Raw genomic sequence first — 26,501 nt, forward strand, 5'->3', positions numbered from 1 at the left:
GGGTGCGTATCGTCGTAAGTAAACAGTGTGCGAAAGCCGCGCCCCTCGCCCGAGAGCCGCGTCCGCCCGTGAGCAGCTTCCGCCCGTGATTGACGCGATCGAGATCAACGACGCCGACGCGCTGCCCGCGTACGCGCGGCAGTGGCGCGAGCTGCTCCGCGGCACGCCGCGCGGGTCGTTCTTCCAATCGATCGAATGGCTGCAAGCGTACGCCCGCCGGGCCGGCGATCGCGAGCGGCTGCGGGTGGTGCTCGTGCGGAGCGGCGGCCGGCTGGTCGGCGTGGCCCCGATGGTGGAGCGGACCGAGCGGACCGCGGTTGGGCCGATCCGTGTGCTCACCTACCCGCTCGACGAGTGGGGCGTGTGGTACGGCCCGGTGGGGCCCAACCCGAGCGCAACGCTGATGGTCGCGATGCGGTTGCTGTCGCGCGGGCCCCGCACGTGGGACGTGCTGGCGCCGTGCTGGGTCGCACACGACGGCGTCGACGGCGGCCGGACCGAGCACGCGATGCGGCTGGCCGGCCTCGCGCCGCACGCGGCGCCGCACGCGACGACGTCGGTGCTCCGGCTCGATCGCTTCGTCGGCTGGGACGATTACCTCGCCCGCCGCCCACGCAAGTTCCGGCACGAGGTGCAGCGGAAAGCGCGGCAGCTAGAGCGGTCCGCCCGCGTCGAGCACGTGCGCTGGCGCCCCGAACCGGGCGGGGCGGACGACCGGATGGACCTGTACGAGGAGTGCGTGGAACTCTCGCGCCGTAGTTGGCAAGCCGGGAGCGACACGGGCAACACGCTGTGCGACCCGGAGGTGGCTGGCCTGCTCTGCGAGGCCCACCGCGGCGCTGCGCGGTTGGGGATGGTCGACCTGAACCTGCTGCGGCTCGACGGCCGGCCGGCCGCGTTCTACTACGGCTACCGCTCCGGCGGTGAGCTGCTGGGGCTCCGCACCGGCTACGACGCCCGGGCCGCTAGCGGCGCCGGCGCGGTGCTCTTCGCGCGGATGGTCGAGGACAGCTTCGCGCGGGGCGACACGCGGCTGGACCTGGGCCCGGGGCCGGAGGCCTACAAGCGGCGGTGGCGCACCGCGACGGAGACCTCGTGGCGGCTGTCGCACGCGAGGCCCGGCGGTTGGCGCGGGCGGGCGTTGGCCGCCGCGCGGCGGTGGCGGCGATCTCGCCGCGCCGCTTGAGGCTACTGCAGCTCGCTGTCGCGCGCCTCGGCGGCGGCGCGGAGGGCGGCCGCTTCGTTGGCCAGCTTGAACTCGGGGCCGGGCTCGTAGTACTGCACGTCGTCCGTCAGGTAGTACGGGCTGGGGAGCATCTGCCCCCCGATGTCGACCTGGCAACCGGTCGAGGCGACGCCGGCGGCGGCCAGCACCAGGGCGGCGACGCCCAACGACGGCCGACGCGTCTTGTGGGAGCCGGTCAGCATGGCGATTTCTCCGGAGTACGGCCCACCGCGGTGGCCGTCGCGGTACGAGTCTACGAGCGCGGGGCGCCGCGCGGCGCCAGCCGTTAGAACCGATATCGGCCGCGCAACCGGAAAACTTTCACCCGAGTCGCAACACGGGACATGTTCGCTGGGCAGGGGTACGCTGAAGGGGGAGGCAGCACGGCTGGCCCGTCGGCCCTGTCGATGAAAGCAACGCCGGCGCCTGTTTCGAAGAAAAGGGGAAGGCGGAGTGGGCCAGGCGGAAGGTCTGCCGAACGTCGATCCGTGATTCTGGCTGGGACAGACGCTCCCAGGTTCTTCCATTCGTCCGGAGCCGTGATGGCTGGCCGAACATCGCTGTTGCTCGTCGCTGTGCTGGCGGCGCTGGCGTCGCCCGCGGCGGGCCAGCGTAGCCGCACCCACCCCGGCACGAGCTACTTCGTCGCGGTCGACGAGCTGAACTCGGCCGACTACCGACAAGCCGAGCGGGGCTTTCGCAGCGAGCTACGCACCGCCGTCAAAACCGTCGACGCCCGCTGGGTCGACTCGATCATCTACGCCGGGGCGCTGGGGGAGGCTCTCTACCAACAAGGCCGGCTCGAGGAGGCGCTCGCCGAGTTCGACGCGGCGATCGACCTCTACCTGCAGCACGCGGACTGGCTGCAAAAAATCAACTTCCAGCAAGACCCGCGCGACGACGCGAACCGCGCGCGCCGCCAACCCGATTGGGCGGCAGCCACGCAGCCGGCCCTGCTGGCGGACGTGCCGCGGACGGCGCTCTACGCGGTCGGCCAGGTCAACCAGGCCGAGGTGCTGCAGCGCGGCGGCGTGGTGCGGATGGCCCAGTACTGGCGGCTCGACGCGGAGGAGCTCGCCCGCTCGATCGCGTGGACGATCTACCGCCGCGGCGAGTTGCTCGGCCCGCTGGGCAAGCACGACCTGCGCAACCGCTCGCTCGCCACGCGGATCGCAGGCGGCGTCGGGCCCGCCGGCCACTGGTCCAGCGCGTGGACCGAGTTGTGGTGGGGACTCGCCGAGGGCGCGCGGGGCGAGGCGCTCGTCGCGGCGCCGCACCTGACACAAGCCACGCTGCTCGCCGGGCGCTACGCGCACCGCTGCGGCGCCATCGCCCTACTCGCCCGCGGCCAGCTCTCGGAGGCCTCCGGCGACACGGCCGCGGCGGCCGGCGCCTACCGCGACGCGGCCGCCATGGCGGTCGCCTACGACGAGCCTCTCGTGCTGGCCGAGGTCTTGCGCGCGTGGCACACACTCGCGCTGACCGAAGGCAAAGCGGCCGCTCCGCCGCTCGCCGCGGCGGCCGCGTGGGGCGAGCGGAGCGGCTGGCGGCGGCTGTCGATCGACGCCCGACTGGCCCTCGTCGAGCGGGCCCTGTTGGCGGGCGACGCGGGCGACGCCGACGCGGCAATCCAAAACCTGTTCCGCCGCGACCGCGACGCGGCCGCGGGCCTGCTGGGGCGCGAGGGGGACCGCCTCCGAGCGCTTGCCGCGGCCACGCGCGGCCGCACCCCCGAGGCGCTCGGCCTCGCCGAGCGCGCGATCGCCGCGCAGCAGGCCATGTCGCGACGCCTGCTCCAGTCCCGCGTGGCGGTCGCTTGGTACGACGACGGCCGCCTGACGCCGCGCGTCGCGCGCGAGGCCTTCGCTGCTTTGTTGGGCGACCCCAGTGGCTGGGCGTGGCGCACGTCGCCGCTCGACGTGCTGGCCGCCGGCGCGGCGCCGCAAACGGCCGCGTTCCAGCGCTGGTTCGCCGCCGCGGAGGACCGCCGCGAGCCGCTGCTCGCGCTGCAAGTGATCGACCAACAACGGCGCCACGAGCTGCTCGCTGCCCGCGGCCTGTCGGGGCGTCGGATCGCCGTGCGGTGGGTCCTCGAAGCGCTCGACGAGCAGCTCCCCCCCGCGGCGATCGAGGCCCGCTCCGCGATCGACCGGCTCGCGCCGGAGTACCACGCGCTGCGGCTGGAAGGCGCCGACGCCGAGAAGGCGCTCCGCGAAGCCGTCGCCGACACGTCGGACGAGGCCGCGCCGGCGATCAAGAAAGCCGCCGAGGCCCTGCGCGAGAACGTCGCGCGGCGCGAAGCGGTCGTCGCGCGGCTCGCGCTCGGCCGGGCGCCGACGCCGCTGGTGTTCCCCCCGCAGATCGATCCCGTGGCCGCCAAGGCCAGCCTGAGCGAGGGCCAAGCGCTGGTCGCGTTCCACGAACTCGGCGACGCCTGCTACGGCGTGTTGCTGACCGGTGAGGGAGAGCACCTGTGGCGGATCGGCCCAACGGATCGTGTCGCCACACAGGTGGAGCGGCTGCTCAAGGCGGTCGCCGGCGTCGGGCCGCGCCAGAGCTGGTCCGCCGAGGAGCTGGCCGAAGGGGCGTGGCAAGCGCCGGCCGCCGAGTTGGGGCAGATGCTGCTGGGCGATTCACGACTTGACGCGGCGCGGCTCGAGCGGCTTTGGGTCGTGCCCGACGGCCCGGTGTGGCGGGCGCCGCTGGCGATCGTGCCGATCCCCGTTCGCGACGGCGGCCAGGCCCCCACGCGCCTGGGCGACGCCACGATGACTTACGCGCCCACCCCGGGCTGGCCGTTCCGCCCCCGCCGCCCGGCGGGCGAGGGAGAGCCTGGGCCGGTTTGGGCCGTGGCCGCCGAAGGGGCGGTGGATCTCACGCCGAGCGACCCGCTGGCGCGAGTCGCCGGGGCGGCCGCGCCGCCGCCGGCGCTGGAGGTCGACGCGTTGTCGCTCAGCACGGCGCCGCTCGGCGTGTTCGTGCGGGCGGCGGGGCAGCCCGTCGGGCTCGATCCCTTGGGCTTGCCGCTGCTGAGCGCCCGGCCCGGCGGCCAAGCGGCGGCGCTCGCCGTGTTGCCGCACGGCGGCCCCAGGGCGATGGTGCTGTCGGGCCTAGGGGGCGGCGAAGCGGGGGGCGCCCGCAAGCCGCGAGCCAGGGAAGCCGGCCCGGCGGGCGCGGCCGAGCTGCACCTGGTCGGCGCCGTGCTCGCCGGAGGGACCGATGGGCTGCTCGTGGAGCGATGGCAGTCGGGCGGCCGGCGGGCCGGCGAGCTAGCGGCCGAGTGGTTGCTCGGTTTCGAGCGGCTCGGTGCGGCCGCGGCCTGGGAGCGCTCGCTCGCGCTGGGTCGCACCACGCCGCTCGACCCGGCCGCGGAGCCGCGTCTGACGGTCGAGCCGGGACAGACCCCGGCGGCCGAACACCCGTTCTGGTGGGCCGGGTTCTTTGTAGTTGATTGACCGTTGTCAGTGGTCAGTCGTAGGTAGCCGGCGGTTGCGCGGCAACGGGCTACCGACCACGGACAACTGGCCTCACCCCGTCACGAGCCCAGCACGCCGGCAAGGGTCGTGGCCGAATCGTCGAAGCTCTGGCCCGTCGCGTTGCCTAACACCAGCACCGACGCGATACACACGCCGGCGATCATGGCGAGCATCACCGCGTACTCGACGGCCGTCGCGGCGTCTTCCCGGCGCAGCAGATTGAGGGCGGCGCGTCGCATGACGGGTACCCCAGTTAGAGAAGAGATACGCGGAGGGCTCCTGCCACCCCGCTCCACTAGAACCCTAGGGCGCGGCCGGGGAGGGGGGCGGCTCTCTGCGGAAAAAACAGCTCCGGCCGAGGGGTTGGCCGCACAGGAACGACCACTCGCAAGGGTTGCGCCGCCTGCGTGCCCCAGACGCCGAATCCCGCGCCAAGCGAGCGGCCGCCAAACGAAGCCGGGGCGGTGTCCTCGGCTTGCTGCGAGAACACCGCCCCGGGGGTGGGGGAGCTGGGTTTGACGGGCTCGGCCGGGGGCCGTTAGGCCTGGCGCCGGGGCCCGGTCAGGCCTGGAACGAGCTGCCGCAGCCGCACGACTTGACCGCGTTCGGGTTCTCGAACGTGAAACCGCGACGCTCGATGCCGTCGTAGAAATCGACCGTCGTCCCGTCGAGGTACAGAGCCGACTTCTTGTCGACGACCACGTCGACGCCGTGCTGCTGGTTCTTCGAGTCGGATTTTTCGTCGTACGCGTCGTCGAAGCCGAGCGAGTACGAGAACCCGCTGCAGCCGCCGCCCGTGACGCCCACCCGGAGGAAGGCGCCCTCGTCGAGCTTCTGCGATTCGATGATCCGCTTGACTTCTTCGGCGGCGCGTTCGGTCAGTACGAGCGACATTGCGGTTTGCTCCTCGGCTAGCTATCGGGGGGACGCGCCGGGCCCCATCGGTTGGCCATTCAGTTCGCCATTCAGCCGGCCGGCGCGAAAGTGGCTACCGCATACTATACCACCGGGGTTTGTGGGGAAAACGGCTCACCGCGGCGGTATTTGGCTTGTGGGGCGGATCCCAGGCTCGCGGCCCCTATGACCAAGCCCCAATGACCAACGACCAAGAACTGGGCGTGAGGCGGCGTCGGGTCAGCCCCCGGCCCCGCCGGACCGGCCTAATCCGCCTAGGTCGCATCCGCGGCGCGGGATAGAATCGGCCGCTGCCTGGCGCCCGTTCCCTGCGCGATGCGGGCGCTAGCCGCTGTGATCGATCTTGCCCGCTAGGAGCGACCCGTGCTCGCCAACCTCGCCGCGCCGGCCCTGGCCGGCCTCCTCGCCGTGACGTTCGGTTGGGTCCCCTCGGAAGAGACCGCCGACACGCCCGAAGCTAGCACCGAAGGGTACGACTACCTGGTGCAGCTCGCGCCGGAGGACGTCGAGGCGCTCTGGTCGGGGCGGGCGATGGCGGTCACGAGCGAGCTGCCGGACGACGTGGGGCCGATATCGCGGGTGCGGGTCTACGTGGGCCGGGGCGAGGCCCCACGGCGGCTGACCAAGATCGACCAGCAGAGCCCGCGGCGGATCGCGGCGGCCGCCGCGCCGCGGCGCTACGAGGTCGCCAAGCCGGTCGCGCCGGCCTGGGGCGACGCGGCCCAGATCGCCGACGGGGCCGACGCATTGGCCGACGAAGCGACCGACAACGCTGCCTCCGCCGAGGGGACGACGGCCGACGCCAGCGAGTCGCCGTCCGAGCCGCAGCCGCGGACCGCCTATCAGAACGCGCCGCTGTTCAACGACCTGCCGTCCGACTTTCGCGACGCGGGCGAGAAGAGCTGGCAAGCGCTCGACGAGGGGGCTCGCGACCTCGAAGAGAGTGTCAAGAACGCCGCTCGTGGCGTGACCGACACGCTCGACCGGGTGAACCCCTTCGGCAGCCGGCCGCAGTACCCGCAGCAGGCCGGCCAGGGCGCCGCGCCGGCCGCGTATCCGCCGGGCTACACGCCGCGGGGCTACCAGGGCGGGAACCAGGGCGGGACTCCTTCGCGGGTCGAGCCGCCGTCGCCGGTCGGGCGGTCGTACGACGCGCGGGTCGCGCAGCAGCCCTCGACGCCGCCACCCTCGACGCCGCCGCTGCGGATGCCGTCGCAGAACGGCGCCGGGCGGGCCGACGAGGGCGCCAGCATCCTGGGGCGCGGCCCCGCGCTGCCGCCTTACGGCGCGGAGGACGAGTCGCTCGTCACCCGGTTCGGCGACGAGCCGCGTTCGAGCTACGGCCCCGAACTCGATCGTCCTGTCACACCGATCCAACGCGGAACCACCAGCGGCGCCTCCCAGCAGGCGCCGGAGGGCGCGGGAGATGGTTGGAACGACCGGCGGAGCGAGGCCGATCGGATGACCGACGCCGAACGACGGGAGCTCGAGTACTACCGCCGCCTGCGCGAGCTCGACGAGGGCGGCCGCGAGCGCGGCGTTGCCGAACAGGACGACAGCGACTTCGCGCCGTTGCCGTCGCGTACGGCCGCTCGCGATGCGGCCGACGGCCTCCGCGACTCGGCGCCCCCGCCGGCCCGGCCGGTTAGCGACACCTCGTGGGTCGGCTCCGGCGGCGGGGGGGACGTGGGCGAGTTCGCCGAAGCGGATCCGGCCGCGAAGGCGCCCGCCGCCAACCGCAGCAGCGACTTGCAGACCGTGCTGATGGTTCTCGCTCTCGGAGCGGCCGGGTGGGTGTGGGTCACCCACATGGAGCTGCGCGCCAAGTACCGCGCGTTGCTGCGGAGCGGCTCGGGCGGCTACGCGTCGGCCGCTTAGCAGGGACAACGGAGAGCGAGTGCCCCGAGTTGACATCAACCGGGTGGCGGGTGCGTGATCCGCGTCACGCGACGCCCCCCGCTTGCGGCTCAGCGTGGTGCACCACGTACGAGCCGGCGAAGAGCACGGCCGGGCGCGAGGGGTCGGCGCCGGGGATCTCGACCACGTGGTCGAGCTTGGCCTGGCCCTTTTCGGTGAGCATCTCGACGAAGTACTCCCAGTGCGGCTGCCGCAGCTGCAGGCAGTGGGCCACGACGCGCGGGGTTTCGACCGGCTGGTGGAACTTGATCGAGCTGCGGCGGATCACGGTCGCCGCACGCACGCCGAGCTGCTCGACGAGCAGGTGAGTCGCGGCCCAGCCGGCCAGCGTGCAAAGCGCGTTGAGGCTGCCGGCGAAAGCGGTCTGGTGCGGGTTGCGGTTGGGCGCCAGCGGCATCGACAGCCACAGCCCCTGGGGCGAGATCGCGTCGACGGCGACCCGCATGCCCGCTGCTAGCGGGATCTCCGCGTGCAGAAGCTGCTCGAGCGACGCCCGCCGAGCCGCCAACGTCGCTTGATCTTCGGAGAAAGGCGTCAGCATCGGCGAAGGTTGCAGGCTGTAGGCTGTAGTCCGTAGGCCGTGGGGAGCGCCGGGGGCGTCGATCCGTCGGGAGAGCGTGATCGTGACCTGCCTTGCCTAGCTGCGGGCCCCGCTCCGGGCCGTGGCGATGCGCCCGGCGCGTGCTACAGCCTAGGGACTACAGCCTACAGCCTCCCATTGAAGTTGGTAGATCGCCGCATGATGGGTAGATTCTGTGGAGTAGGCGAAGCCGGCGGGGCCGTTCTGGGTGGCCCTTCGCGCTGGCGGAGCATCCAACGCACGCAGGGAGGCGTCACCCCACTATGGCCAATCAGCCACTCCGGCTGGTGCACTCGAGCGACATGCGGCTCGATCGCCCGCTGCACGGCGTCGCCGAGGCGGACACGGAATTGCGGCGGCTGCTGCGCGACGCGCCGCTCGAGGCAGCCGACCGCGTCTTCGAAACCGCCCTCGCCGAAGACGCCGACGCGCTCCTTCTGGCGGGCGACGTGCTCGACGCGCGCGGCGCTTCGCCGCGGGTGGTGAGCTTCTTGGTGGCTCAGCTCGACCGGCTCGCCAAGCGCAACATCCCGGTCTACTGGGCGGGCGGCGAGCTCGACCCGCCCGACGCGTGGCCCCGGACCGAGCGCCTGCCGGACAACGTGACGGTCTTCCCGACTGGCCGCGTGGAGTCGCACGAGCTGACCCGCGGCGGCAAGGCGGTCGCCGTTGTGCAAGGGATCAGCAAGCCGGCCGACCGCGAGGTCGACGCGAGCGGCTTCCGCCGCGACGCGCGTGGCCTCTTCACGGTGGGCGTCGCGTACGGCACGAGCGACGCGCCGGGCAAAGAGGGGGACCGCGTCGACTACATGGCCCTGGGCGGCCGCGCGCGGCGCGCGACGGTCGACCACGAGCCGGGCGTGGCGCACTACGCGGGCTCGCCGCAGTGCCGCAGCCCCGCCGAGCCCGGCCCCTCGGGCTGCACAGTGGTGCAGGTCGACGAGTCCGGCAAGCCGAAGACCCGCTTCGTCGCGACCGACTCGGTCCGCTGGCAAGAAGAAACGCTCGAGTTCACGGCGGGCGTCTCGGCCGAGCAGCTGCTCACCCGGCTCAAGGAGCGCCTGGAGAAGGTGCGCGGCCGCTCGCAGGGCGTGCACCAGCTGATCGCCTGGCGGCTGGAGGGCGTGGGGCCGATGGTCGCGAAGCTGCGGCCGGACGGCTTGGCGGGCGAGCTGCTGCGCGACCTGCAGAAGCACGCGGCGCGCGAGAAGCCGCTGTGCTGGAGCTACTCGCTGGACTGCCCGAGCCGCTACGAGCCGCCGCACGAGCTGCTCGACCAAGAGACGATCCTCGGCGACCTGTTGCGCCAGGTCGAGGTGCTGCGGCGCAGCGACGCGTTCGTGCTCGACCTGGGCGAGCTGCTGCCCAAGCCGCTGGGCGACGCGTCGCTGGCGAAGATCGCGAAGACCGACGGCCGGGCCGCGCGCGACGCGCTGTTCAACCGGGCCGCGAAGCTCGGCGTGGCGCTGATGACCGACGACGCCTGACCACCCCCCATGTGAACGCTGGCCCCCCTTCCCCAGCGCTGCGTTATGAAGCTCACCGAGATCCACGTCGACGGCTTCGGCGTGTGGCACGACCTGCAGATGCGCGACCTGTCGTCGGGCGTGACCGTGGTGTACGGCCCGAACGAGGCCGGCAAGACCACGCTGATGCACTTCCTGCGGTCGATGCTGTACGGCGTGACGGCCGAGCGTCGCGAGCGGTACCTGCCGCCCAGGTCCGGCGGCCGCCCCGGCGGGTCGCTCGGCCTCTTGTCGGACGACGGCCCCTTCCGCGCGGCCCGCTACGTGGAGCGCGGCGAGGGGGACCTGGGGCGGGTGGTGGTGACGCTGCCCGACGGCGAAGAGCAGGGCGACCGTCTGCTGCGCGAGGGGCTCGAGTCCGTCGACGAGGCGACCTACTGCAACGTCTTCGCGATCGGGTTGGACGAGATCAACGAGCTGGGCGCGCTCGACGGCGCCGAGGCGGCGCGGTGGATCTACCGGCTCACGTCGGGGCTGGACCGCGTTTCCTTGTACGACGTGATCCAAGAGCTCCGCACCAGCCGCCGGCGGCTGCTCGCGCCGGCTGGCGAGCCCTCCCGGATCGCCGACCTGATAGCCCGCCGCGACCGGCTGCAGACCGAGATCGAGCAGCTGGCTGTCGACGCTCGCCGCTGGAGCAAGCTGGCCGTCGAGCTCGACGAGACCTCAGCGCAGAGCGAACAGCTCGAGGCGCAGCTCAAAGAAACCGAGCGCCGCGCTCGGCGGATCGAGATCGCCCTGGGCCTCAAGCCGATGTGGGCCGAGCGCGAGCGGGTCCGCGAAGACCGCACGCGGCTCGACGGCCTGCCCGACCTGGGCGAGAAGCCCCTGGAGCGCCTGGAAGAGCTCAACACCAAGGCCGAGGAGCACCAGCGCCGCCGCGACACCATCCGCGGCCAACGCCGCGAGCTGCACCAAGAGGCCCGGGAGCTGGGCGTCAACGAGGCGCTCGTGCGCAGCTGCTGCCGCTTGGACGCGCTGGCCGAACAGCAGGACTGGCTCGACTCGCTCGAGCGGCAGCTCGGCGAGCTCGGCGAGGAGGCCGAGCGTCTGGAGGCCCGCGTCGAGGCCGAGGCCGCCCGCTTGGCCAAGCTCTGGCGCCACAAGCCCGACCCCGAGGCCGCGCCCGAGCTCGACGAGGAGGTCCTCGAGACCCTCGAGCCCTCGCGCCAAGCCCTCCACGACGCCGAGCGCGTGGTCGCCGAAGCGAAGCGCGAGCGCGACGCGCTCGTGGGCCACCAACGCGACTACGACGCGCAGCTCCAGACCGCCCTCACCAGCGGCGAGAAGCTCGGCCTGCCCGCCGACATCGAGCAAGCGGGCGAGCTGGTCGCGCTGCTCCGCGGCCGCCAGAAGGCCGAGCAGAAGGTCGATCAAGCGCAACGGTCGGTGCGCGACCTCGAAGAGCGGCGCGTCCGCTTGGCCGAAGGCCAGGTGCTGCCGACCGAGATCTTCCTGCTGCTCACCGCGCTGTTCGCCAGCGCGGTCGTGCTGGTGTTCGGCAATTGGGTCGCGCCCGGCTGGCTCGGCGACGCTTGGTGGCTCTTGGGCCTGATCACGGCCGGCGCCTGCTGGCTCGTGCGGCACCAGTGGGAAGAGAACCGCGCGCAAGAGTTCGACGCGTGCCAACAGCAGCTCGAGGTCGCCAAGCGGCAGGTCGATAAGGCGATCGCCGAGCGCAAGGAGCTCGACAAGGAGCTGCCGCTCGCCGAAGGGGCCGCGTCGATCCGCTTGGAGCACGCGGAGAAGCACCTGGAGGAACTCGAGCGGATGCTGCCGGTCGAGGCCGAACGCCGCAAGGCGAACCAGAAAGCGACCGCCGCCGACGAGTACTACCGCGCGGCCAAGGAAGAGCTGGCCCAAGCCCAACAGCAATGGCGCGAGGCCCTCCGCGCTGTCGGCCTGCCGGACGAGACCACCGCGTCGGAGATCGACAAGCTGGCCGGCCAGCATCAGGCGCTGGCGGAGCTGCGGTCGCGGCTGGAGGCCAAGCAAGAAGAGGCCGAGCGGTGCGAGCGCGAACACGAGAAGCTGTCCAAGCGAATTCTCGCCCTTGCCGAAGAGACCGACTTGGTGCTGGAGGAGGCCGACCTCGGCGAGCAACTCGGCCACCTGCTCACCGAGCGGCGGCTGCAGCAAGGCCGCATCGACCACCGCAAGAAGCTCCGCGAGCGGTCGCTCGAGCTAAAGGAGAAAGAGCAGAAACACGCGGCCGCCGCCGAGCGGATCGAGGCCGACCGGCTCAGCCTGTTTCAGCGCGCGGGCGTCGACGGCGAACAAGCCTTCCGCCAAGTGGTCGCCGACCTTGAGGAAGCGGCGCGGCTCGACGAGCGGGTCGCGCGGCTCTCCCGCGAGATCACCGCGGCGATCGGCGCCAGCGGGACCGAACAAGACTACGCCGACCTGATGAGCCGCGAGGGCCTGCTGACGCTCGACGGCGTATGGGCCGAGATCACCGCCGAGCACGAGTCGATCGAGAAGCGGCTCCGCGAGCTCGCCGCCCGCCGCGCGGTCGTCGACAAAGAGCGGCAAGCGATGGTCGAGGACACGTCGCTCGCCGACAAGCGGATCGAGATCGACCTCGTCGAAGCGCAGCTCGTCGAGGCCAACGAGCAATGGCGCGAGCGTGCGGCGGTCGGCGCGATGCTCGAACTGATCCGCAGCGACTACGAGCAGCACCGACAGCCCGAGACCCTGCAAGAGGCCTCACGCTACCTGGAGCGGCTCACCCGCGGGCGCTACCCGCGTGTGTGGACCCCCCTCGCGGACGACGTGCTGCTGGTCGACACGGTCGACGGCGAGTCGCTGCCGGTCGACCAGCTCAGCCGCGGCACGCGCGAGCAGCTCTACCTGAGCGTCCGCATGGCGCTGGTGGCCACGTTCGCCCGCCGCGGCGTGCGGCTGCCGATGGTCCTCGACGACGTGCTCGTCAACTTCGACAACACCCGCGCCCGGATCGCGGCCGGCGTACTCGCCCAGTTCGCCGCCGAGGGGCACCAGCTGCTCGTATTCACCTGCCACGAGCACGTGTACGAGATGTTCAAGGAGCTAGGCGTGGACCTGCGGCGCCTCCCTTCGCGCGAGGGCGACCCGGAGCCCGAACTGGATCCGTCCGCCGAAGCGATGGAAGAAGCGGAGCCCGAAGCCGAAGAATCCCCCGCACCCGAGCCCCCCGCGGCGGAACCGGCCGCGCGGCGGAAGAAGCGGCGCAAGCTCCGCCCCCGGAGCCCGCAGCCCGAGCCGTGGGTCGAGGCCGATTACCTGCCGCTTGCGCCCGTGACCGAGGTTCGCCGCCGGCTGGTCACAATCGACACGCCCGCTACGCCCGAGAGCGCGACCGCCGAGCCCGTCCCCCCGGAGGCGCTCGACGACTCCCAGGAGTTCGTCTACGGCGCCGCCACGGCGGATGAATCCGACGCGACGCCCTACGGCGCCGCCCCACGCGGTCCGTACCGCCGCCAGCCGCCCTCCCCGGAAGAGGCGGAAGAGCGGTGGGTCTACAGCGAAGCTCCGTTTGCAGAGCCGGAGGAGCCGGCCTCGGCTACTTGGCTCGACGAGGCCGAGCAGGCGTGGGCCGAAGCGATCGGCCCGCGGGCTTAGCCGTCTGAAAAAGGCGCTCTCCAGTCGCGGCGCCAAATTGGCGCCCAAGATTTGCGCGACGGCGCCGTGTCTGGGCGACCTGTGGCGCCAATATGGCACGTCGAACCTGTCGCACGCCGGACTGCGGCCTCTGCATCTATGGCCGCAAGTCGTTTTATGTAAAGCACTTAGGTTCCTTTTCGCGAAATTGGCGCCGCACTTGCTTTCCCTGCTTACGCCGACAGAAATCTGCTCTCTGGCCAGAGAGATCCGCCGGTCGGGGCGCCCCCGCCGGGTCCTTTCCCAGACCAGTCCTTAGTTACAGCGTCCCTGCAGAGGAGGTTTTCGCCATGTCCAGAACTGCTCCTACGAACCGTTTGCCGCAGACTCTTTCGGGCCCCCTTTCGGAGGTCGATTCGCTGCTGAACCACTTCTTCGCCGCACCGACCCGCAACGCCATGACCGGCGCCGCTTGGGCCGCTCCGGCGTCGCTGTGGGAAGCGGACGAGAAGCTCTTTGTCGAGTTGGACGTGCCGGGCGTCGACGCGGGGAGCGTCGAGGTCACGATTGAGAACGGCCAGCTGTCGATCACCGTGGAGCGTACCGCCGGCGAAGAGCCGCCGAAGTACGTGTACAACGAGCGGCGGTTTGGCAAGGTCACCCGTTCGCTCGACCTGCCCGACACGGTCGACCCGGACTCGATCGAGGCCGACCTGAAGAACGGCGTGCTGCGGGTTTCGATCGCCAAGCGGCCCGAGACCCAGCCGCGGAAGATCGAGGTCCGTCAGAGCTGAGCCGGCGGGGCTGGCTCAAGTCCTATCGAATAAGCCGCCGCCGGGGCGATCGCCTCGGCGGCGGCTTTTCTAATGCGCCGCTCCGGGGAGTGGTCAGTCGGTCTTGGGTTCGCGGGGCGCTTCGGCGGTGTGCACGTCGATGACTTCGGCATCGATGATGTCGCCCTCGACGACCGGCCGGTCGGGGCGGCTGGGGTCGGCGCCGAGGCGGCCCGAATCGTAGCTCCACACGACCGTCCGACCGTCGGCGGAGCGCCGCGTCGAGCCGCGGCCGAAGCGGCGGCGTAGCATCCGCTTCGCGACCGCGCGGACCGGCGGCACGAGCAAGGCAAAGCCGAACAGGTCGGTCAGCACGCCGGGGGTGATCAGCACCGCGCCGGCCACGAGGATCAGCGCCCCATCGAGCAACGCGTCGCCCGGCGGGTGACCCTCGGAGAGCTGCTGGCGGATTTTGCCGAGGGTGGCGAGCCCCTGCGCCTTGGCGAGCGACGCGCCGAGCACGCCCGTGCCCAGCGCGATAGCCAGCGTGGGGAGCCAGCCGATGGCGTCGCCGAGTTCGAACAGCAGCGCGATCTCGACGATCGGCAGCACGGTGAACAGGAGGATCAGGTAGAGCAGCATCGCCGCCTCGATCGGGAGAAACGTTTGACTTTTGCCAGGCCGCCGATACTGTACATGCGTCACCCCATGCGGCGCCGCGTGGGCGCCCGGCGACGGAGGCCTCCCCATGCTACGGCAAACCCAGCTCCCGCCCACCGACCGGCCCGCCGCCGCGAGGCAATCGGCCCCTGCCGGACAGCGGCTGGCCGGACGCGGCGCGGCGTGTCGGCCGGCGAACCCTCACCTGCCGCTGGAGCGCGAGGACGACTACGAGCACCTCGCCAGCGACGCCGACTTCTTGGCCCGCCGCGGCGTGGGCGGCGCCGCGAGGCAAACCACCCGGTACGGGGAGGACGCTTCGCGGTCGATCGTCAACCGCAACGACAGCCCCGACCTGCCCTTCCGCTGGAGCGTGAACCCGTACCGCGGGTGCGAGCACGGCTGCAGCTACTGCTACGCCCGCCCGACCCACGAGTTCTTGGGGCTCGACGCGGGGCTCGGCTTCGAGACCCAGATCCTCGCTAAACCCGCCGCTCCGGAGCTGTTCCGCAAGTGGCTCGACCGGCCCGCTTGGATCCCCGAGCCGATCGTTTTCTCTGGCGTGACCGACTGCTATCAGCCGCTAGAGCGTAAGCTCGAGATCACGCGGCGGTGCCTCGCCGTTGCGGCCGAGTGCCGGCAGCCGGTCGGCGTGGTTACGAAGAACCGCCTCGTGACGCGCGACCTCGATCTGCTCAGCGAGCTCGCCGAGCACCGGGCGGCCGTGGTGGCGATCTCGCTGACGACCCTCGACACCGGCCTCGCAAGGCGGATGGAGCCGCGCACCAGCACGCCCGACGCGCGGCTCGAAGCGATCCGGGAGTTGGCTGGCGCCGGCGTGCCGGTCCACGCGATGCTCTCCCCGGTCATCCCCGGCCTGAACGACCACGAGATCCCGGCCCTGATCGCCGCCGCCGCCGGCGCGGGCGCGGGGTCGGCTAGCTACACGCTGCTGCGGCTGCCCGGTTCGGTGCGGGAGGTTTTTCTGGAGTGGCTCCGCCGCTGCGACCCGGACCGGGCGCCCCGCGTCGAGGCGCTCATCCGCGGCGCGCGGGGCGGCGGGCTCAACGACAGCCGCTTCGGCGAGCGTATGCGCGGGGCGGGCGCTTACGCGGGCCAGGTGTCGCGGACATTCCGCGTGTTCGCCGCCCGGCACGGGTTGCCGCTCGCGCCGCAACCGCTCAGCGCGCGGGACTTCCGTCGCCCGGCCGGCCAGCGACAGCAGCGGTTGTTCTCGTGAAACAGCGGCGGCAGCAGCAAGCCGTCGGCGCCGCCGGCTGCCCGCCGCTACGACGGCAGCGCGACAATCGGAACGGCATGACTCACCGGCGCCCACCCGCGGCCGTGTGGCGCGGTTGACGCGAGGACGCGGTCGCCGCGCCGTTGGCGGCGCGCTTGGTCTTCGAGCGTCTCGACCTGGGCCCTGAGCGCCGCTAACGGGACGGCGGAATCGACCCCCATTTTTGTGAACACCTGGCGGCGGCGTTGCTCGATCGTACGCACGCTGACGCCGACCTCGCGGGCGATCTGCTTGTTGAGCCGGCCGCTGCAGACCTGGTCAAACACAAGGCGCTCGTTCTCGTTGAGGCTAAGGACCCGCCGCCGGTAGTCCTCGATGGCCTGGCGGTCGGCGATCCGCCGAGCCGACTCGTCGAGCGCCAAGCGCAGGGTCTCAACGGCCGCGTACACGTCGGCGTTGGCGGGGGCCGTGTCCCAAGCCAAGCGGCGCCAGTACGCCTGCTCAGCATCGTCTCTGGTGACGACGACCAACGCGGCCATCGCGAACCGCGCGTCGCGGCGGTCACCGATTCTCGGGTCGAGCCAATCGCTGGCTTCGATGACGACCACGCTGGGCGAGTTCGGGTCGCTCAGCGTGACCCCCAATTCGCTGCACCGGGCGCCGCACCTCTGTGCGGCGGCGCGCCAGATCGTTTCGACGCTGGGTGTCGGCAGCGAGGAGTAGACCTGCGGAGTTCGCGGGTTACTTCCGTGTAGAGGAATATCCACCGCTGCACGCACCTTGACGCCGTCGCCGGCCGTCATGCGTTTGGAGCGCGGGCGGAGCTGGGAAGCCGCCTGTGTCGGTGTCTCTTGCTGTCAATCGATCGCAGCCACCCAACCCCCGCTTGCCCTGCCCGCAAACTGGAATCGGAGTCTCACTTCGCGTCGCTCGCTCGGGCGCCGACGCCCGGCCGCGACTCATTCACCTTCTTTCGGCGGCCGTCGGCCTGTGATTGGCGGAATCTGCGAAGTGGTCGGGTCAGGTAAAATGTAGCCCCTCGCGCGCGTGCGGATTCGGCTAGCCGAGGCCATTGCGCTGCGCGGTCTGGCGCGGCTACGCGGGTCACCGCCGCCGGAGACGGTTGCTTGGCTGGGGAAGTCGCCGCCACTTGCCGGCGCCGGTTTGACCGGCCCAGACCAGGGGGTACGCTTCCCCGCGACTTCTAGCGCCTCGTCCCGGCGGCCCCGCCGCGCGTCGACGGGCAACCCGCGTAAGCGACAAGTTAGGTGACGGCAGATGACCATCCGGACCGGTTTGCAACTTGGCCTGCTCATCGCGATCGCCGCCGCCGCCGCGCCGGCCGCGAGTTCCGCTGGGCCGTTGCAACAACAGGTCGAAGCGCTCGCCAAGCAACTCGACCTCCGTTACGGGCGCTCGCAGCGGGTGCTGGCGGAGCGTCGCGCCGAGTTGGCGGCCGTGCTAGCGGCGTGGAACGACCTGCCGGACGACGCGAAGGCATCGGCCGAAGCCCGAGCGCAGCTCGCCGGCTGGCTCGACGAAGCGCTGGCGGTGGCGATGCCGGGCGGGTCCGGCCGGCTCCCCGCGGCGCCGGAGTTCCGCCCGATCGAGGTCCTACCGGCCGAGCCGCCGCGGGTCGAGGCCGCGCCGAGCGAGGCCCCACCGGCCTCGGATTTCACCTCCGAGCCCCCCGCCGCTCAGGCTGCGCCGGCCGAATCCCGGATGCTCGATCCGGTGCGGCCGTCGCGGGAAGGGCCATTAGCGATCGGCGAGTCCGCCTCGCGCCCAGGGCCGACGCCACCGCTGCTGCCAGAGACCCAGCGCGATTCCTCTGCGCCGCAGGCGCGCGAAGTGGCGAAGCCGGTGTCGCGGGAGGAGAGGAGCGACGATCCGGTTGCGAGTGGCCCAAGCCAGAGCGCGAGTGGCCCGAGCGAGGGCAAGTGGTCACGGCATCCGGCCGCTGCGCCGCTCGAGTGGCGGGACCCGTTCGCCGACGACCCGGACGCTAGTCCGAATCCCCTGAGGTCGGGGACACGCCGCGAGTCGCTCAAGCCGCTGCGGGGGGAGTCGAGCGATGCGCGCGTCGACCTGGATCACCTCGCCGCACAGATCCGCGGCTACAACGCGGAGGTTCGCGCCTTGCACCGGCTGCTAACGGTCGCCGATCGCTCGCCCGAAACCCGCCAGAGCCAACCGGCGCTGCGGCGGCTTGAGGAGCGGCTGGCCGACCTGCAAGAGCGGCAGGCGTTCCTCGAGACCTACCGCGACCGGGTTTCGCGAGCCGAACGCTGGGGACTGCCCGAGCTGGCGTCCAGCGACGTGCTGCGTGAATTGGTCCGCCGCGAGAAAGACCGAACGGCCGACCCCCGCCGCCGTGGCGCCGACACGGGCGCCGGCAAGGGGGCGATGCGGCTTGGCGCGGCGTTGGCCTGAAGCCCCGCGGCGTGGGCGCCCAGCCGGCTGATTCGGCCGGGACCGGGGGGGCCGCGCAGTTGAGCCGCCTGGGCTCACTTGTCGTCGTCGTCCTTCTTGGTCTTCTTCTTCTTCTTCATCTGCAGCTTGCGGACGCGGACCTTCGGCAGGCCGAAGGGCGAGTCGTCCGAATCGAAGCGGTTCATTTCGCGGAGCCGCTCGATCCGCTCGACACGGGTCAGCACGCTGCGGTTGGCCGTCGCGCCGGCTTTGACTTTGAGTGACTTGTCGATCGCCATGGCTTTCGCGCGGTTTTGGGCCGGCGCCGCCCCGATTGTTCGGGTCGCGACGCCCCAGCTGGGTTGTGGTCTGCCGCCGGTGGCGCTCGCGGTGGCCGCGGCGGCGGGAGGTCAGCGCGTGTCAGGCTGCGCCGAGCCCCATACGCTAGGCGAATCGACGATCGTCCGCAAGCGGTCCCGTGCCGGTTGAATCCTAAGCGGCTATGGCGCCAGGACTTCGGCGGCGTCAAGACTGCGGCTCGGCGTGCTCGCTTTTAAGCCGTTTAAGCCGCTTCACGATGGCGGCCATCGAGGGCGGGCGTTGGGTCGGCTCGGCCGCGAGGCACTCGTTGATGATGGCCTCGATTTCCGGGTGGACGCCGGGGAAGAACCCCGAGAGCGGTGGGATGGCGATCACGCCGTGCGACATGGCGGCCAGCCCGTCGGCGCCGCGCGGCCAAGGGAGCTCGAAGGCGAACATCTCGTACATCGACGCCCCGTACGCGAACAGGTCGACCCGCTGGTCGGTCGACCGGCGGCGGGCGATCTCCGGGGCCATGTAGTTGGGCGTGCCGGTTCGGTTGCCCGGCTGCATGAATTCCTTGGTGGCCGGCACCGTGAGGCCGAAGTCGATCAGCTTCAGCGACGAGCCGTCCTTCGCGCACACGAAGTTCCGCGGGCACACGTCGCGGTGGATGAACCCGGCTTGGTGGACCACGTCGAGCGCCTCGGCGGCCTGGCGCATCAGCGTCAGCCGGTTGCCGTCGAGCCGCGCGTCGCGGCCGATGATCAGCGAGTTGAGGCCGGGTCCGTCGAGGAACTCCATGACCAAGAACTGCTCGTTCTTGGTCGTCATCCCGTGGCGGAATGTCTTGACGATCGTCGGGTGTTCGAACCGAACGGCGATCTCCCCTTCGGTCGGCTTTTCGAGTCCGCGGAACCGGGCTTCGAGTTGTTCCGTCTTCGTCTTGTCGAGGATCTTCAGCCCGACGATCTCGCCGGTCTCCCGGTCCCGCGCCTGGTGGAAGTTCGACATCGTCCCGGACACCGCGTCGCGCAGGATCTCGTAGCGGCGGGCGATATCGACCTTGCCCCCGTCGAGCATCGAGCGAAAGAAGGAACCGAGGCCTGCCATAGGGCGCGAAGTCCGGGTGGGGAGAGGGCGACGCCCCCCCTGTGCCCGGCTCGGGCGGCAAGCGCCCGGGGGGCGGGGCGACGCGGAACAATCCACTATAACTGCAAGCCGCGCCGGGGGCTGCTGGTCGGTCGGCGTGGTCCCGTGAGCCCCGAGGCTGCCGTATGCCCGCTCTGCTGAGAGCCGCCCCCGCCGCCCCGCGCCGAGCCGTGGCCGCCGCGCTGTTGCTGCTCGCCGCCCAGGCGGTCGCCCTGGCCGGCGGCGGCCCGCAGAACGTGCTGCTCGTGGTCAACGCCCGCAGCGCCGGCTCCAAAGCGGTCGCCAACCACTACGTGCGGCTCCGCGGCTTGCCGGCGGCCAACGTGCTGTACCTCGACTACGACGGCGACCTCGAATCGGTCCCGGTCGATGAGTTCCGCGAGAAGGTGCTCGAGCCGGTCCTCAAAACCATCGACTCCCGCAAGCTCTCCGCGCAGATCGACACGGTCGCCTACTCGACCGACTTCCCTTGGAAGATCGGCCTCCGCGGCGCGTTCGACGAGGGGCGGGAATTCTCCAAGAGCCAGTCGCCGACCGCGTCGTTGACCGGCGCGACCTACCTGTACGGCTTCACGCTGTTCGCGCCCGAAGGGCTGCTGTTGCTCGACTCGAACTGGTACGTGCCCAGCCCCGGCGGGGTGGCGACGCGGGGCGCGAACCTGCTGCGTTGCCGGTCGATCAACGCGGCCGGCGCTCGCGCGTTCCGTTCGGCCTACTCGTGGACGGCCGAGGGGAAGCCGACCATCGATCGGGAACAGGGGCGGCGCTACCTGATGTCGACTTCGCTCGGCGTGACCACCGGCCGCGGCCTGTCGGTCGGCGAGGTGATCGCGTCGCTGCGGCGGGCTGCCGAGGCCGACGCCGACCCGCCCGACGGCGCGTTCTACTTCCTCCGCAACGGCAACGTCCGCTCGGTCACCCGCCACGGCTGCTACGAGGCCGCGGCCACAGCGCTGCGCGCCGCCGGCGCGAAGGCCGAGGTCCAGCAGGGCGTGCTGCCGACCGGGGCGACCGACGTGGCGGGGCTGATGACCGGCGCGGCCGACCTGCCGCTCGGCGAGGCCGGCCTCCGCTTCCAGCCCGGCGCAATCGCCGAGCACCTGACCAGCTACGGCGGCATGCTCGCCGACAAGCCGTGGCAGACGCCGCTGACCGACCTGATCCGCGCCGGGGCAACCGGCTCTTGCGGCACGGTCGACGAGCCCACGGCCGTGCAAGCCAAGTTCCCCCTGCCAACCCTGCAGGTGCACTACCGCCGCGGGGCGTCGCTGGCGGAGGCTTTCTACCTGTCGGTCGCCGCGCCGTATCAGCTGCTCATCGTCGGCGACCCGCTCTGCCAGCCGTGGGCGAAGCGGCCCACCCTCCAGCTCACCGGCTGGCCCGGACCGGCCGAGGGGTCGCTCGAGCAGGCGCTCGACGAGCTCAACCTGTTCGGGCTGAACAAGGGGGCGCTGGGGCCGGCGGCGAAGCCGGCCGACACACCAGAAAGCGAACCGGGGACCGACGGCCTCGCGATCACGGCGACCGTGGCCCCGCCCGGCGGCGGATCGACCGGGTTTTACGAGCTGTACGTCGACGGCCGGCTGGCGCTCCGCAAGCGCGCCGGCGATACGGCCGAGCTGGGCGACGAGCAGCTGCGGCTTGGCTGGCAAGAGCTGCGGTGCGTGGGCGTCGCGGGCGACCCGTTCCAGGCGCAGCGTATCGAGGTCGGATCGATCGAGCGGCTCGACCCGGAGCGGGGCGTGTCGGAGCCGACCCGGCTGGTCGTCGAATCGACCGACGTGGCCCTCGGCGAGCCGCTGGAGGTGTCGGCCTCGGCCGCCGGCGCCACGCGGATCGCTATCCGGCAGAACGCACGCGAAGTCGGCTCGATCGATGGCGCGAGCGGGAGCGCGTCGCTTTCGACCGACGAGCTTGGCGCGGGGCCGGTGCGGCTGCAAGCGGTCGCCGAGCCGAGCGGGGCGGCCTCGCGGCCGGTGTGGGTCGAGGTCCAATAATCGCAGGCCGCACAACAGCCAGAATCGGCCCCCGGTCGACCCAAGTTGCTTGCTGTCAGGCACTTAGGGGCGTGGCAGTGGATTGACACGGGCGCCTCGCGACTTAGGATGACCGGCTCGAGAAAAGCCGGGGAACTCTCCTTCGGCTGGCTGCGTCGCAAAGGGCCAGGCACGCGGCGCCGCCCGCTACGGGTGCGTCCACTGCCGGCGGGCGGCGGTCCGTTTGGGTCGACGCCGCGCCGTCGCGAGTTTTTAGTCCGCCGTTCCGCCGCGATCCGCTAGGCGTCTTTCTGTTATGCAATACCGCGTCAACGTCCCGCTGTTGGTCGGCTTGGTTGTCGGCACGCTCGTGCTGATCGGCGGCGCCTACGGCCTGTACCACTTCCAGAAGTCGCGCAACGCCGACCGGTTGCTCACCGCGGCCGCCGAGGCCCGGGAGGAGGGCGACCTCGATAAGAGCGCGGGGCACCTCTACAACTACCTCCAGCTCCGCCCCGGCGACGAGTCGGCCATGGTGTCGATGTCGCAGACGCTGCTCGACATCGCCGAGGAGCCGCGCTCGGAGATGATCGACGTGCAACGCGCGATGGGCCACACCGAGGCCACCCTCCGCGAGCACCCCGAACAGAACGAACTCCGCCGCCGCCTGCTCGACTTCTACATGGAGCGGCGCGTGCTGAATCAGGCGCTCGACCACATCGACTTGCTGCTGAGCCGCACGCCCAACGACGCCGAGCTGGAGGTGATGCGGTCGGTCTGCTTGTTCGGTTCGGCGAGCCCCAAGGCGCAAGAGCACGCTTACAAGCTGATCGGGTTCGACCCGGACGCGGAGGAGTTCGACAGCGAAGCCGCCGTCGCCCCGAACGACCCGGGCGTGTACGTGCGGGCGGCGATGTCGCTGCGGAGCGACGACCTCGACGAGAAGCTGGCCGACCGGGTGGTCGAGCGGATGATCGAGGTCAACTCCGACAGCGGCGAGGCCTACCTCGCGCGTGGCCAGTACTTCGCCAGCACCGGCAGAGAGGACGAGGCGAAAGCGGATATCCGCCGCGCCTTGGAGCTCGACGGCGAGAAGCCGGAGATCGTGATCGCCAACGCGCGGCTGTTGGGTCTCGACGAGCAGTACGACGAAGCCCGCGACATGCTCAACAAGGCGATCGAGGATAACCCCCACCTGCCGGGCCTCTACCTCGCCTTGGCGGAGGTGGAGATCCGTGCCGACCAGGCCGAAGAGGCGCTCGCCGCGTACGACCGCGGCCTGAAGGCGACGCCCCCCAGCCAGACGCAACTGCTGATGTTCCAGAAGACGCGCCTGCAACTAGACATCGACACCCCCGAGGCGGCGCGCTCGACGATCCGGCAGATGCGCGAGTCGGCGGTGATCCAGGCCGCCTACCCGGACTACCTCGAAGCCCGCCTGATGATGAAGGAGGGCAAGTGGTTCAAGGCCGCGCAGGTGTTCGAGAAGTACCAGAGCTTCTTCGCGAACAACCCCTCGTTCGGCACGGAGCTGAACCTGCTCCTGGGCATGTGTTACGAGCGCTTGGGGCAGCTGGAGCTTGCCGCGAAGGCCTTCGACGAGGCGCTGCGTTTGGACCCGGACAACCGGATGGCGGACCTCAGCCGCATGCGGGTGATGGCCGCCCGCGGCGGCTCGGGCGGGGGCTCGGGGCTGTCGCGCGGGGCCACGTCGATCTACGACGCGATGGCCAAGGAGCTGGCCAAGCCGAAGGGCCAGCAAGACTGGGAGGCGTTCGACAAGCTCGCTCAGCAGTACGCCGAGCGCACCGGCATCGGCGACGCCATGTTCGAGGTGCTCCGCGCCGAGGTGCTGATGAGGCGCGAGAAGTACCCCGAGGCGCGCGAGACCCTGCTCGCCGCCTACGAGATGGACCCGGACAACTTGGGCGTGCGGCGCGCGGCGGTCAAGCTGTTCGCCGCCGACCCCGAGCAAGGGCCGGTCAAGGCGCTGCGGTTGCTCGACGAGGTGGTCAAGAAGTTCGGCGACATGCCGATCCTCCGTTTGGAACGCGCCGACCTGTTGAGCGTCATCAACGACGAGGACCTCACCAACCAGCTCTTCTCGCTCGCCGAGGGCATGGAGGACTGGCCGGCCGAGCAACGCGTGCAGGTGTGGCGCGGGTTGGCGGAGAAGTTCGGGCGGCTGGGCGACCGCGAGGCCCGGCAGGAGTGCCTCGAGCGGGTCGCCGAGTTGGCCCCGTCGGACCTGCCGGCGCTGCTCGAGCTGTTCTCGGCCGCGCAGTCGGCGGCCGATCAGCAAGCGATGCGCGACGTGCAGAAGCAGATCCTCGAGGTGGTCGGCAGCCAAGAGGACCCCACCTACCAGTTCACCGAGGCCTACCGCCTGATCACCGAGTGGCAGACCGGCGGCCGCGACGAAGCCCTGCTCAAAAAGGCCGAAGGCCTGGTCGACCGGGCGCTGGCCAACCGCGGCGAGTGGGCCGACCTGCACACGCTCAAGGGGCGCATCGCGCTGGTCCGCGGCGACGTCCAGGCCGCGCTGGCCAGCTACGACCGCGCGGCGGACTTGGGCCGACAAGACGCGCTCACGCTGCTGCAGTACGTGAAGCTCCTGATGAACCAAGAACGCTACGCGGACGCGCTGGAGCGGATGGAGGGGCTCGGCGAGGCGGCCCGCTCGCGGTTCCTCGGCAAGGAGTACGCCGAGAGCCTGCGGCAAGCCGGTCGCATCGACGAGGCGATCGTGGCCGCCCAGGCGTACGCCACCGCGGCCCCGAACGACGCGGCCGCCCAGCTCTGGCTCGGCCGGTTCCTGGCCCGCGCGTCGGTCGGCGAGTCGATCGACAAGCAGAGGCAGAGCGACCTCATCGAGCAGGCCGGCAAGGCCTTCGAGAAGGTCGTCCAACTCAACCCCGAAGCGGCCGAAGGCTGGATCGCCCTGGTCGAGTTCTACGCGGCGAGCGGCCAAGGGGTGAAAGCGGACGACACCATCCGGCAAGCACAGCTCGTGCTGGCCGAAGACCAGAACCCGCTGATGTTCGCCCACTGCTACCAGGTCGTGAACCGCCGCATGGACGCCGAAGCGTTGTTCGAGCAAGCGCTGGATAATTCCGAGGGCGCCGCACGCATCAACGCGGCCCGGATGGCGGCCACGTTCTACCTGAGCCCCTCTTACGGGCAGCGCGATGGCGTGCAGAAGGCCACGGCGCTGATCAACGAGATCCTCCGCGGCGCCGCCGAGGAGGTCGTGCCGCCGGACACGCCCGCCGTGCGCTGGGCGCGCACGCAAGCCGCCCGGCTGCTGGCCGGCAAGGGGACTTACCAAGAACTCCGCGACGCGGAGCGGCTGCTCTCGTCCAACGCCCAGGGCGGGACGCTGCCGCGGGCCGACCGACTGCTGCTGGCCGAGATCCTCGCTCCCCGGCCCGAGCCGGTGTCGCGCCAGAAAGCCGCGAAGCTCCTGGAAGAGCTCGGCGAGCAACAACGCTTGTCGAAGAGCTCGGAGCTGAACCTGGCCAAGCTGTACTTCGCCCTCGGGCGCTGGCGCGACTGCCGCGACCAGATGGTCAGCCTGATCGCACGCTACCCGGAGGACCCGGAGGTCCGCATCTCGTACGTGCAGATGCTGCTGCAGCGCGGCGGAACCCGCGACATCGACCGCGCGGTGCGGCAGGTGCAGCGCCTGCGCGAGATCGCCGGGTCGTCGGCCCAGACGAAGGAGCTGACAGCGCGGGTCGCCTTCAAGAAGGGGATGAAGGAGCAAGCCGCCAAGGCGCTGCTGACGATCCTGCCCCGCGACTCCAGCCAGATCACGCCCGAACAAGTCCCGCTGCTGCGGCTCGTGGCCGCCCGCCTGACGGAGTTCGAGGACTACCCGAAGGCCCGGAAGGTGTACGAGTTGGCGGCCAAGGTGGGCGGGGTCAACGAGAAGCTCGCGCTCGCGCAGTTCGTTGGCGAGCACGTCGACGCCGAGGAGGGTATCGAGCAGCTGGAGTCGCTCCGCGACGACGCCCCGGCCGCGGCGATCGCCCAGCGGGGTTTGGCGATCATCCGCGCGATCGACGAGTCCGACGACCGGCAGGCCGCGTTGTTCGACCGGGTGTCGGGCGTGATCGAGCGCGGGCTCCGCGACGACCCCGACATGATCGCTCTGCAGCTGCAGCAGGCCGAGATGCTCGACCTCCGCCGCCAATACGCCGAGGCGGTCGCCATCTACCAAAAGCTGCTCGATCGTCCCGACCTGACCGGCTTCAACCGAGCGGTCGTGCTCAACAACCTCGCCTACTTGCTGGCGCTGGCGAATGCCGATAGCGAATCGCTCAAGCAAGCCGAGCAGTACGTGAACGAAGCGGTCGACTTCCTCGGCCCCAGCACCGACATCCTCGACACCCGCGCGGTGGTCGCCATCGTCGACAAGCGTTTCCAAGACGCGATCTCCGACCTGCGGCTCGCCGTGATCGATCGGCCGACCCCCTCGAAGTACTTCCACCTTGCCACGGCCTACATGGGAGCCGGCAGCAACGAGGAAGCGCGGTTAGCTTGGAACGAGGCGATCGAGCTGGGGCTCGATCGTGAATCGCTCTCAAAGCTCGAGCGCGAGCAGTTCGACGAGATGAAAAAACAGCTCGGCAGCGGCGGATTGACCAACGTTTCGAGGTGATTCCCCCGGCCGGCGGACCCGGCCGGCCCGTTGGGCGGCCGCCCGCGCGGTGGTTTGTCACGGCCGTCACGGCGATTATGCTGGGAGGTCTGCCGACGCCTCGGTCG

18 protein-coding genes are annotated in these 26,501 nt (G+C 71.2%); 10 read left to right on the plus strand and 8 right to left on the minus strand.

What is annotated here, in order from left to right:
• The first annotated feature begins 85 nt into the window (after nucleotides 1-85).
• Nucleotides 86-1,186, plus strand: a complete 1,101-nt coding sequence (locus RIC11_RS06460) for a GNAT family N-acetyltransferase (RefSeq protein ID WP_350209495.1) — start codon at nucleotides 86-88, stop codon at nucleotides 1,184-1,186.
• Between the two features lie 2 nt (nucleotides 1,187-1,188).
• Here RIC11_RS06460 and RIC11_RS06465 read toward each other — a convergent pair whose 3' ends face one another.
• Nucleotides 1,189-1,428 carry a hypothetical protein gene (locus RIC11_RS06465; RefSeq protein WP_350209497.1) on the minus strand — a complete coding sequence of 80 codons (240 nt, stop codon included), beginning with the start codon at nucleotides 1,426-1,428 and terminating at the stop codon, nucleotides 1,189-1,191.
• A gap of 339 nt (nucleotides 1,429-1,767) precedes the next feature.
• Here RIC11_RS06465 and RIC11_RS06470 point away from each other — a divergent pair, with 339 nt between their 5' ends.
• A complete protein-coding gene (locus tag RIC11_RS06470; protein WP_350209499.1) occupies nucleotides 1,768-4,680 on the plus strand; it encodes a hypothetical protein in 2,913 nt (970 codons plus the stop codon).
• An 80-nt stretch (nucleotides 4,681-4,760) separates the two neighbouring features.
• Here RIC11_RS06470 and RIC11_RS06475 read toward each other — a convergent pair whose 3' ends face one another.
• Nucleotides 4,761-4,940 (minus strand): Flp family type IVb pilin, encoded by a 180-nt coding sequence (locus tag RIC11_RS06475; RefSeq protein ID WP_350209501.1) that lies wholly within the window; start codon nucleotides 4,938-4,940, stop codon nucleotides 4,761-4,763.
• 322 nt (nucleotides 4,941-5,262) lie between these two features.
• A complete protein-coding gene (locus tag RIC11_RS06480) occupies nucleotides 5,263-5,595 on the minus strand; it encodes a HesB/IscA family protein (RefSeq protein WP_350209502.1) in 333 nt (110 codons plus the stop codon).
• A gap of 384 nt (nucleotides 5,596-5,979) precedes the next feature.
• On the opposite strand from RIC11_RS06480, the gene RIC11_RS06485 reads away from it, so the two are divergent.
• Nucleotides 5,980-7,494 (plus strand): hypothetical protein, encoded by a 1,515-nt coding sequence (locus RIC11_RS06485; protein WP_350209504.1) that lies wholly within the window; start codon nucleotides 5,980-5,982, stop codon nucleotides 7,492-7,494.
• 64 nt (nucleotides 7,495-7,558) lie between these two features.
• Here the strand turns inward: RIC11_RS06485 and RIC11_RS06490 are convergent, their stop codons facing one another.
• On the minus strand, nucleotides 7,559-8,074 hold the full coding sequence (locus tag RIC11_RS06490) for a YiiD C-terminal domain-containing protein (RefSeq protein WP_350209506.1): 516 nt from the start codon (nucleotides 8,072-8,074) through the stop codon (nucleotides 7,559-7,561).
• A gap of 302 nt (nucleotides 8,075-8,376) precedes the next feature.
• On the opposite strand from RIC11_RS06490, the gene RIC11_RS06495 reads away from it, so the two are divergent.
• From RIC11_RS06495 to RIC11_RS06505, 3 genes are all read left to right on the plus strand, one after another.
• A complete protein-coding gene (locus RIC11_RS06495; RefSeq protein WP_350209508.1) occupies nucleotides 8,377-9,600 on the plus strand; it encodes a metallophosphoesterase family protein in 1,224 nt (407 codons plus the stop codon).
• A gap of 45 nt (nucleotides 9,601-9,645) precedes the next feature.
• Nucleotides 9,646-13,239, plus strand: a complete 3,594-nt coding sequence (locus RIC11_RS06500; RefSeq protein WP_350209510.1) for an AAA family ATPase — start codon at nucleotides 9,646-9,648, stop codon at nucleotides 13,237-13,239.
• A gap of 329 nt (nucleotides 13,240-13,568) precedes the next feature.
• Nucleotides 13,569-14,012 (plus strand): Hsp20/alpha crystallin family protein, encoded by a 444-nt coding sequence (locus RIC11_RS06505; protein ID WP_350209512.1) that lies wholly within the window; start codon nucleotides 13,569-13,571, stop codon nucleotides 14,010-14,012.
• A gap of 93 nt (nucleotides 14,013-14,105) precedes the next feature.
• On the opposite strand, the gene RIC11_RS06510 is transcribed toward RIC11_RS06505, so the two are convergent.
• A complete protein-coding gene (locus RIC11_RS06510; RefSeq protein ID WP_350209514.1) occupies nucleotides 14,106-14,633 on the minus strand; it encodes an FxsA family protein in 528 nt (175 codons plus the stop codon).
• 106 nt (nucleotides 14,634-14,739) lie between these two features.
• On the opposite strand from RIC11_RS06510, the gene RIC11_RS06515 reads away from it, so the two are divergent.
• The gene (locus tag RIC11_RS06515; RefSeq protein WP_350209516.1) at nucleotides 14,740-15,891 is read left to right on the plus strand and encodes a PA0069 family radical SAM protein; all 1,152 of its coding nucleotides are present in this window, start codon (nucleotides 14,740-14,742) and stop codon (nucleotides 15,889-15,891) included.
• 47 nt (nucleotides 15,892-15,938) lie between these two features.
• Here RIC11_RS06515 and RIC11_RS06520 read toward each other — a convergent pair whose 3' ends face one another.
• Nucleotides 15,939-16,694 (minus strand): LuxR C-terminal-related transcriptional regulator, encoded by a 756-nt coding sequence (locus RIC11_RS06520; protein ID WP_350209518.1) that lies wholly within the window; start codon nucleotides 16,692-16,694, stop codon nucleotides 15,939-15,941.
• Nucleotides 16,695-17,169: 475 nt separating this feature from the next.
• Between RIC11_RS06520 and RIC11_RS06525 the strand changes: the two genes are divergently transcribed.
• Nucleotides 17,170-18,324 carry a hypothetical protein gene (locus tag RIC11_RS06525; RefSeq protein ID WP_350209520.1) on the plus strand — a complete coding sequence of 385 codons (1,155 nt, stop codon included), beginning with the start codon at nucleotides 17,170-17,172 and terminating at the stop codon, nucleotides 18,322-18,324.
• A 74-nt stretch (nucleotides 18,325-18,398) separates the two neighbouring features.
• On the opposite strand, the gene RIC11_RS06530 is transcribed toward RIC11_RS06525, so the two are convergent.
• Both RIC11_RS06530 and RIC11_RS06535 read right to left on the minus strand, forming a co-directional pair.
• Nucleotides 18,399-18,602 carry a small basic protein gene (locus RIC11_RS06530; protein WP_350209522.1) on the minus strand — a complete coding sequence of 68 codons (204 nt, stop codon included), beginning with the start codon at nucleotides 18,600-18,602 and terminating at the stop codon, nucleotides 18,399-18,401.
• Nucleotides 18,603-18,828: 226 nt separating this feature from the next.
• Nucleotides 18,829-19,716: a serine/threonine protein kinase gene (locus RIC11_RS06535; protein ID WP_350209523.1), complete on the minus strand. Its 888-nt coding sequence runs from the start codon at nucleotides 19,714-19,716 to the stop codon at nucleotides 18,829-18,831.
• Nucleotides 19,717-19,880: 164 nt separating this feature from the next.
• Between RIC11_RS06535 and RIC11_RS06540 the strand changes: the two genes are divergently transcribed.
• Nucleotides 19,881-21,752, plus strand: coding sequence for a TIGR03790 family protein (locus tag RIC11_RS06540; protein ID WP_350209525.1), 1,872 nt, complete (start codon nucleotides 19,881-19,883; stop codon nucleotides 21,750-21,752).
• A 295-nt stretch (nucleotides 21,753-22,047) separates the two neighbouring features.
• Nucleotides 22,048-26,394 carry a tetratricopeptide repeat protein gene (locus tag RIC11_RS06545; protein WP_350209527.1) on the plus strand — a complete coding sequence of 1,449 codons (4,347 nt, stop codon included), beginning with the start codon at nucleotides 22,048-22,050 and terminating at the stop codon, nucleotides 26,392-26,394.
• Nucleotides 26,395-26,501 lie beyond the last annotated feature (107 nt).

The organism is Botrimarina sp. (assembly GCF_040219535.1).
GTDB lineage: Bacteria > Planctomycetota > Planctomycetia > Pirellulales > Lacipirellulaceae > Botrimarina.

Excerpts from the sequence above, each read along its gene's own strand:
- RIC11_RS06465 (WP_350209497.1), bottom strand. The coding sequence starts at position 1,428 with ATGCTGACCGGCTCCCACAAGACGCGTCGGCCGTCGTTGGGCGTCGCC.
- RIC11_RS06470 (WP_350209499.1), top strand. The coding sequence starts at position 1,768 with ATGGCTGGCCGAACATCGCTGTTGCTCGTCGCTGTGCTGGCGGCGCTG.
- RIC11_RS06475 (WP_350209501.1), bottom strand. The coding sequence starts at position 4,940 with ATGCGACGCGCCGCCCTCAATCTGCTGCGCCGGGAAGACGCCGCGACG.
- RIC11_RS06480 (WP_350209502.1), bottom strand. The coding sequence starts at position 5,595 with ATGTCGCTCGTACTGACCGAACGCGCCGCCGAAGAAGTCAAGCGGATC.
- RIC11_RS06490 (WP_350209506.1), bottom strand. The coding sequence starts at position 8,074 with ATGCTGACGCCTTTCTCCGAAGATCAAGCGACGTTGGCGGCTCGGCGG.
- RIC11_RS06495 (WP_350209508.1), top strand. The coding sequence starts at position 8,377 with ATGGCCAATCAGCCACTCCGGCTGGTGCACTCGAGCGACATGCGGCTC.
- RIC11_RS06500 (WP_350209510.1), top strand. The coding sequence starts at position 9,646 with ATGAAGCTCACCGAGATCCACGTCGACGGCTTCGGCGTGTGGCACGAC.
- RIC11_RS06505 (WP_350209512.1), top strand. The coding sequence starts at position 13,569 with ATGTCCAGAACTGCTCCTACGAACCGTTTGCCGCAGACTCTTTCGGGC.
- RIC11_RS06510 (WP_350209514.1), bottom strand. The coding sequence starts at position 14,633 with ATGCTGCTCTACCTGATCCTCCTGTTCACCGTGCTGCCGATCGTCGAG.
- RIC11_RS06515 (WP_350209516.1), top strand. The coding sequence starts at position 14,740 with ATGCTACGGCAAACCCAGCTCCCGCCCACCGACCGGCCCGCCGCCGCG.
- RIC11_RS06520 (WP_350209518.1), bottom strand. The coding sequence starts at position 16,694 with ATGACGGCCGGCGACGGCGTCAAGGTGCGTGCAGCGGTGGATATTCCT.
- RIC11_RS06525 (WP_350209520.1), top strand. The coding sequence starts at position 17,170 with ATGACCATCCGGACCGGTTTGCAACTTGGCCTGCTCATCGCGATCGCC.
- RIC11_RS06530 (WP_350209522.1), bottom strand. The coding sequence starts at position 18,602 with ATGGCGATCGACAAGTCACTCAAAGTCAAAGCCGGCGCGACGGCCAAC.
- RIC11_RS06535 (WP_350209523.1), bottom strand. The coding sequence starts at position 19,716 with ATGGCAGGCCTCGGTTCCTTCTTTCGCTCGATGCTCGACGGGGGCAAG.
- RIC11_RS06540 (WP_350209525.1), top strand. The coding sequence starts at position 19,881 with ATGCCCGCTCTGCTGAGAGCCGCCCCCGCCGCCCCGCGCCGAGCCGTG.
- RIC11_RS06545 (WP_350209527.1), top strand. The coding sequence starts at position 22,048 with ATGCAATACCGCGTCAACGTCCCGCTGTTGGTCGGCTTGGTTGTCGGC.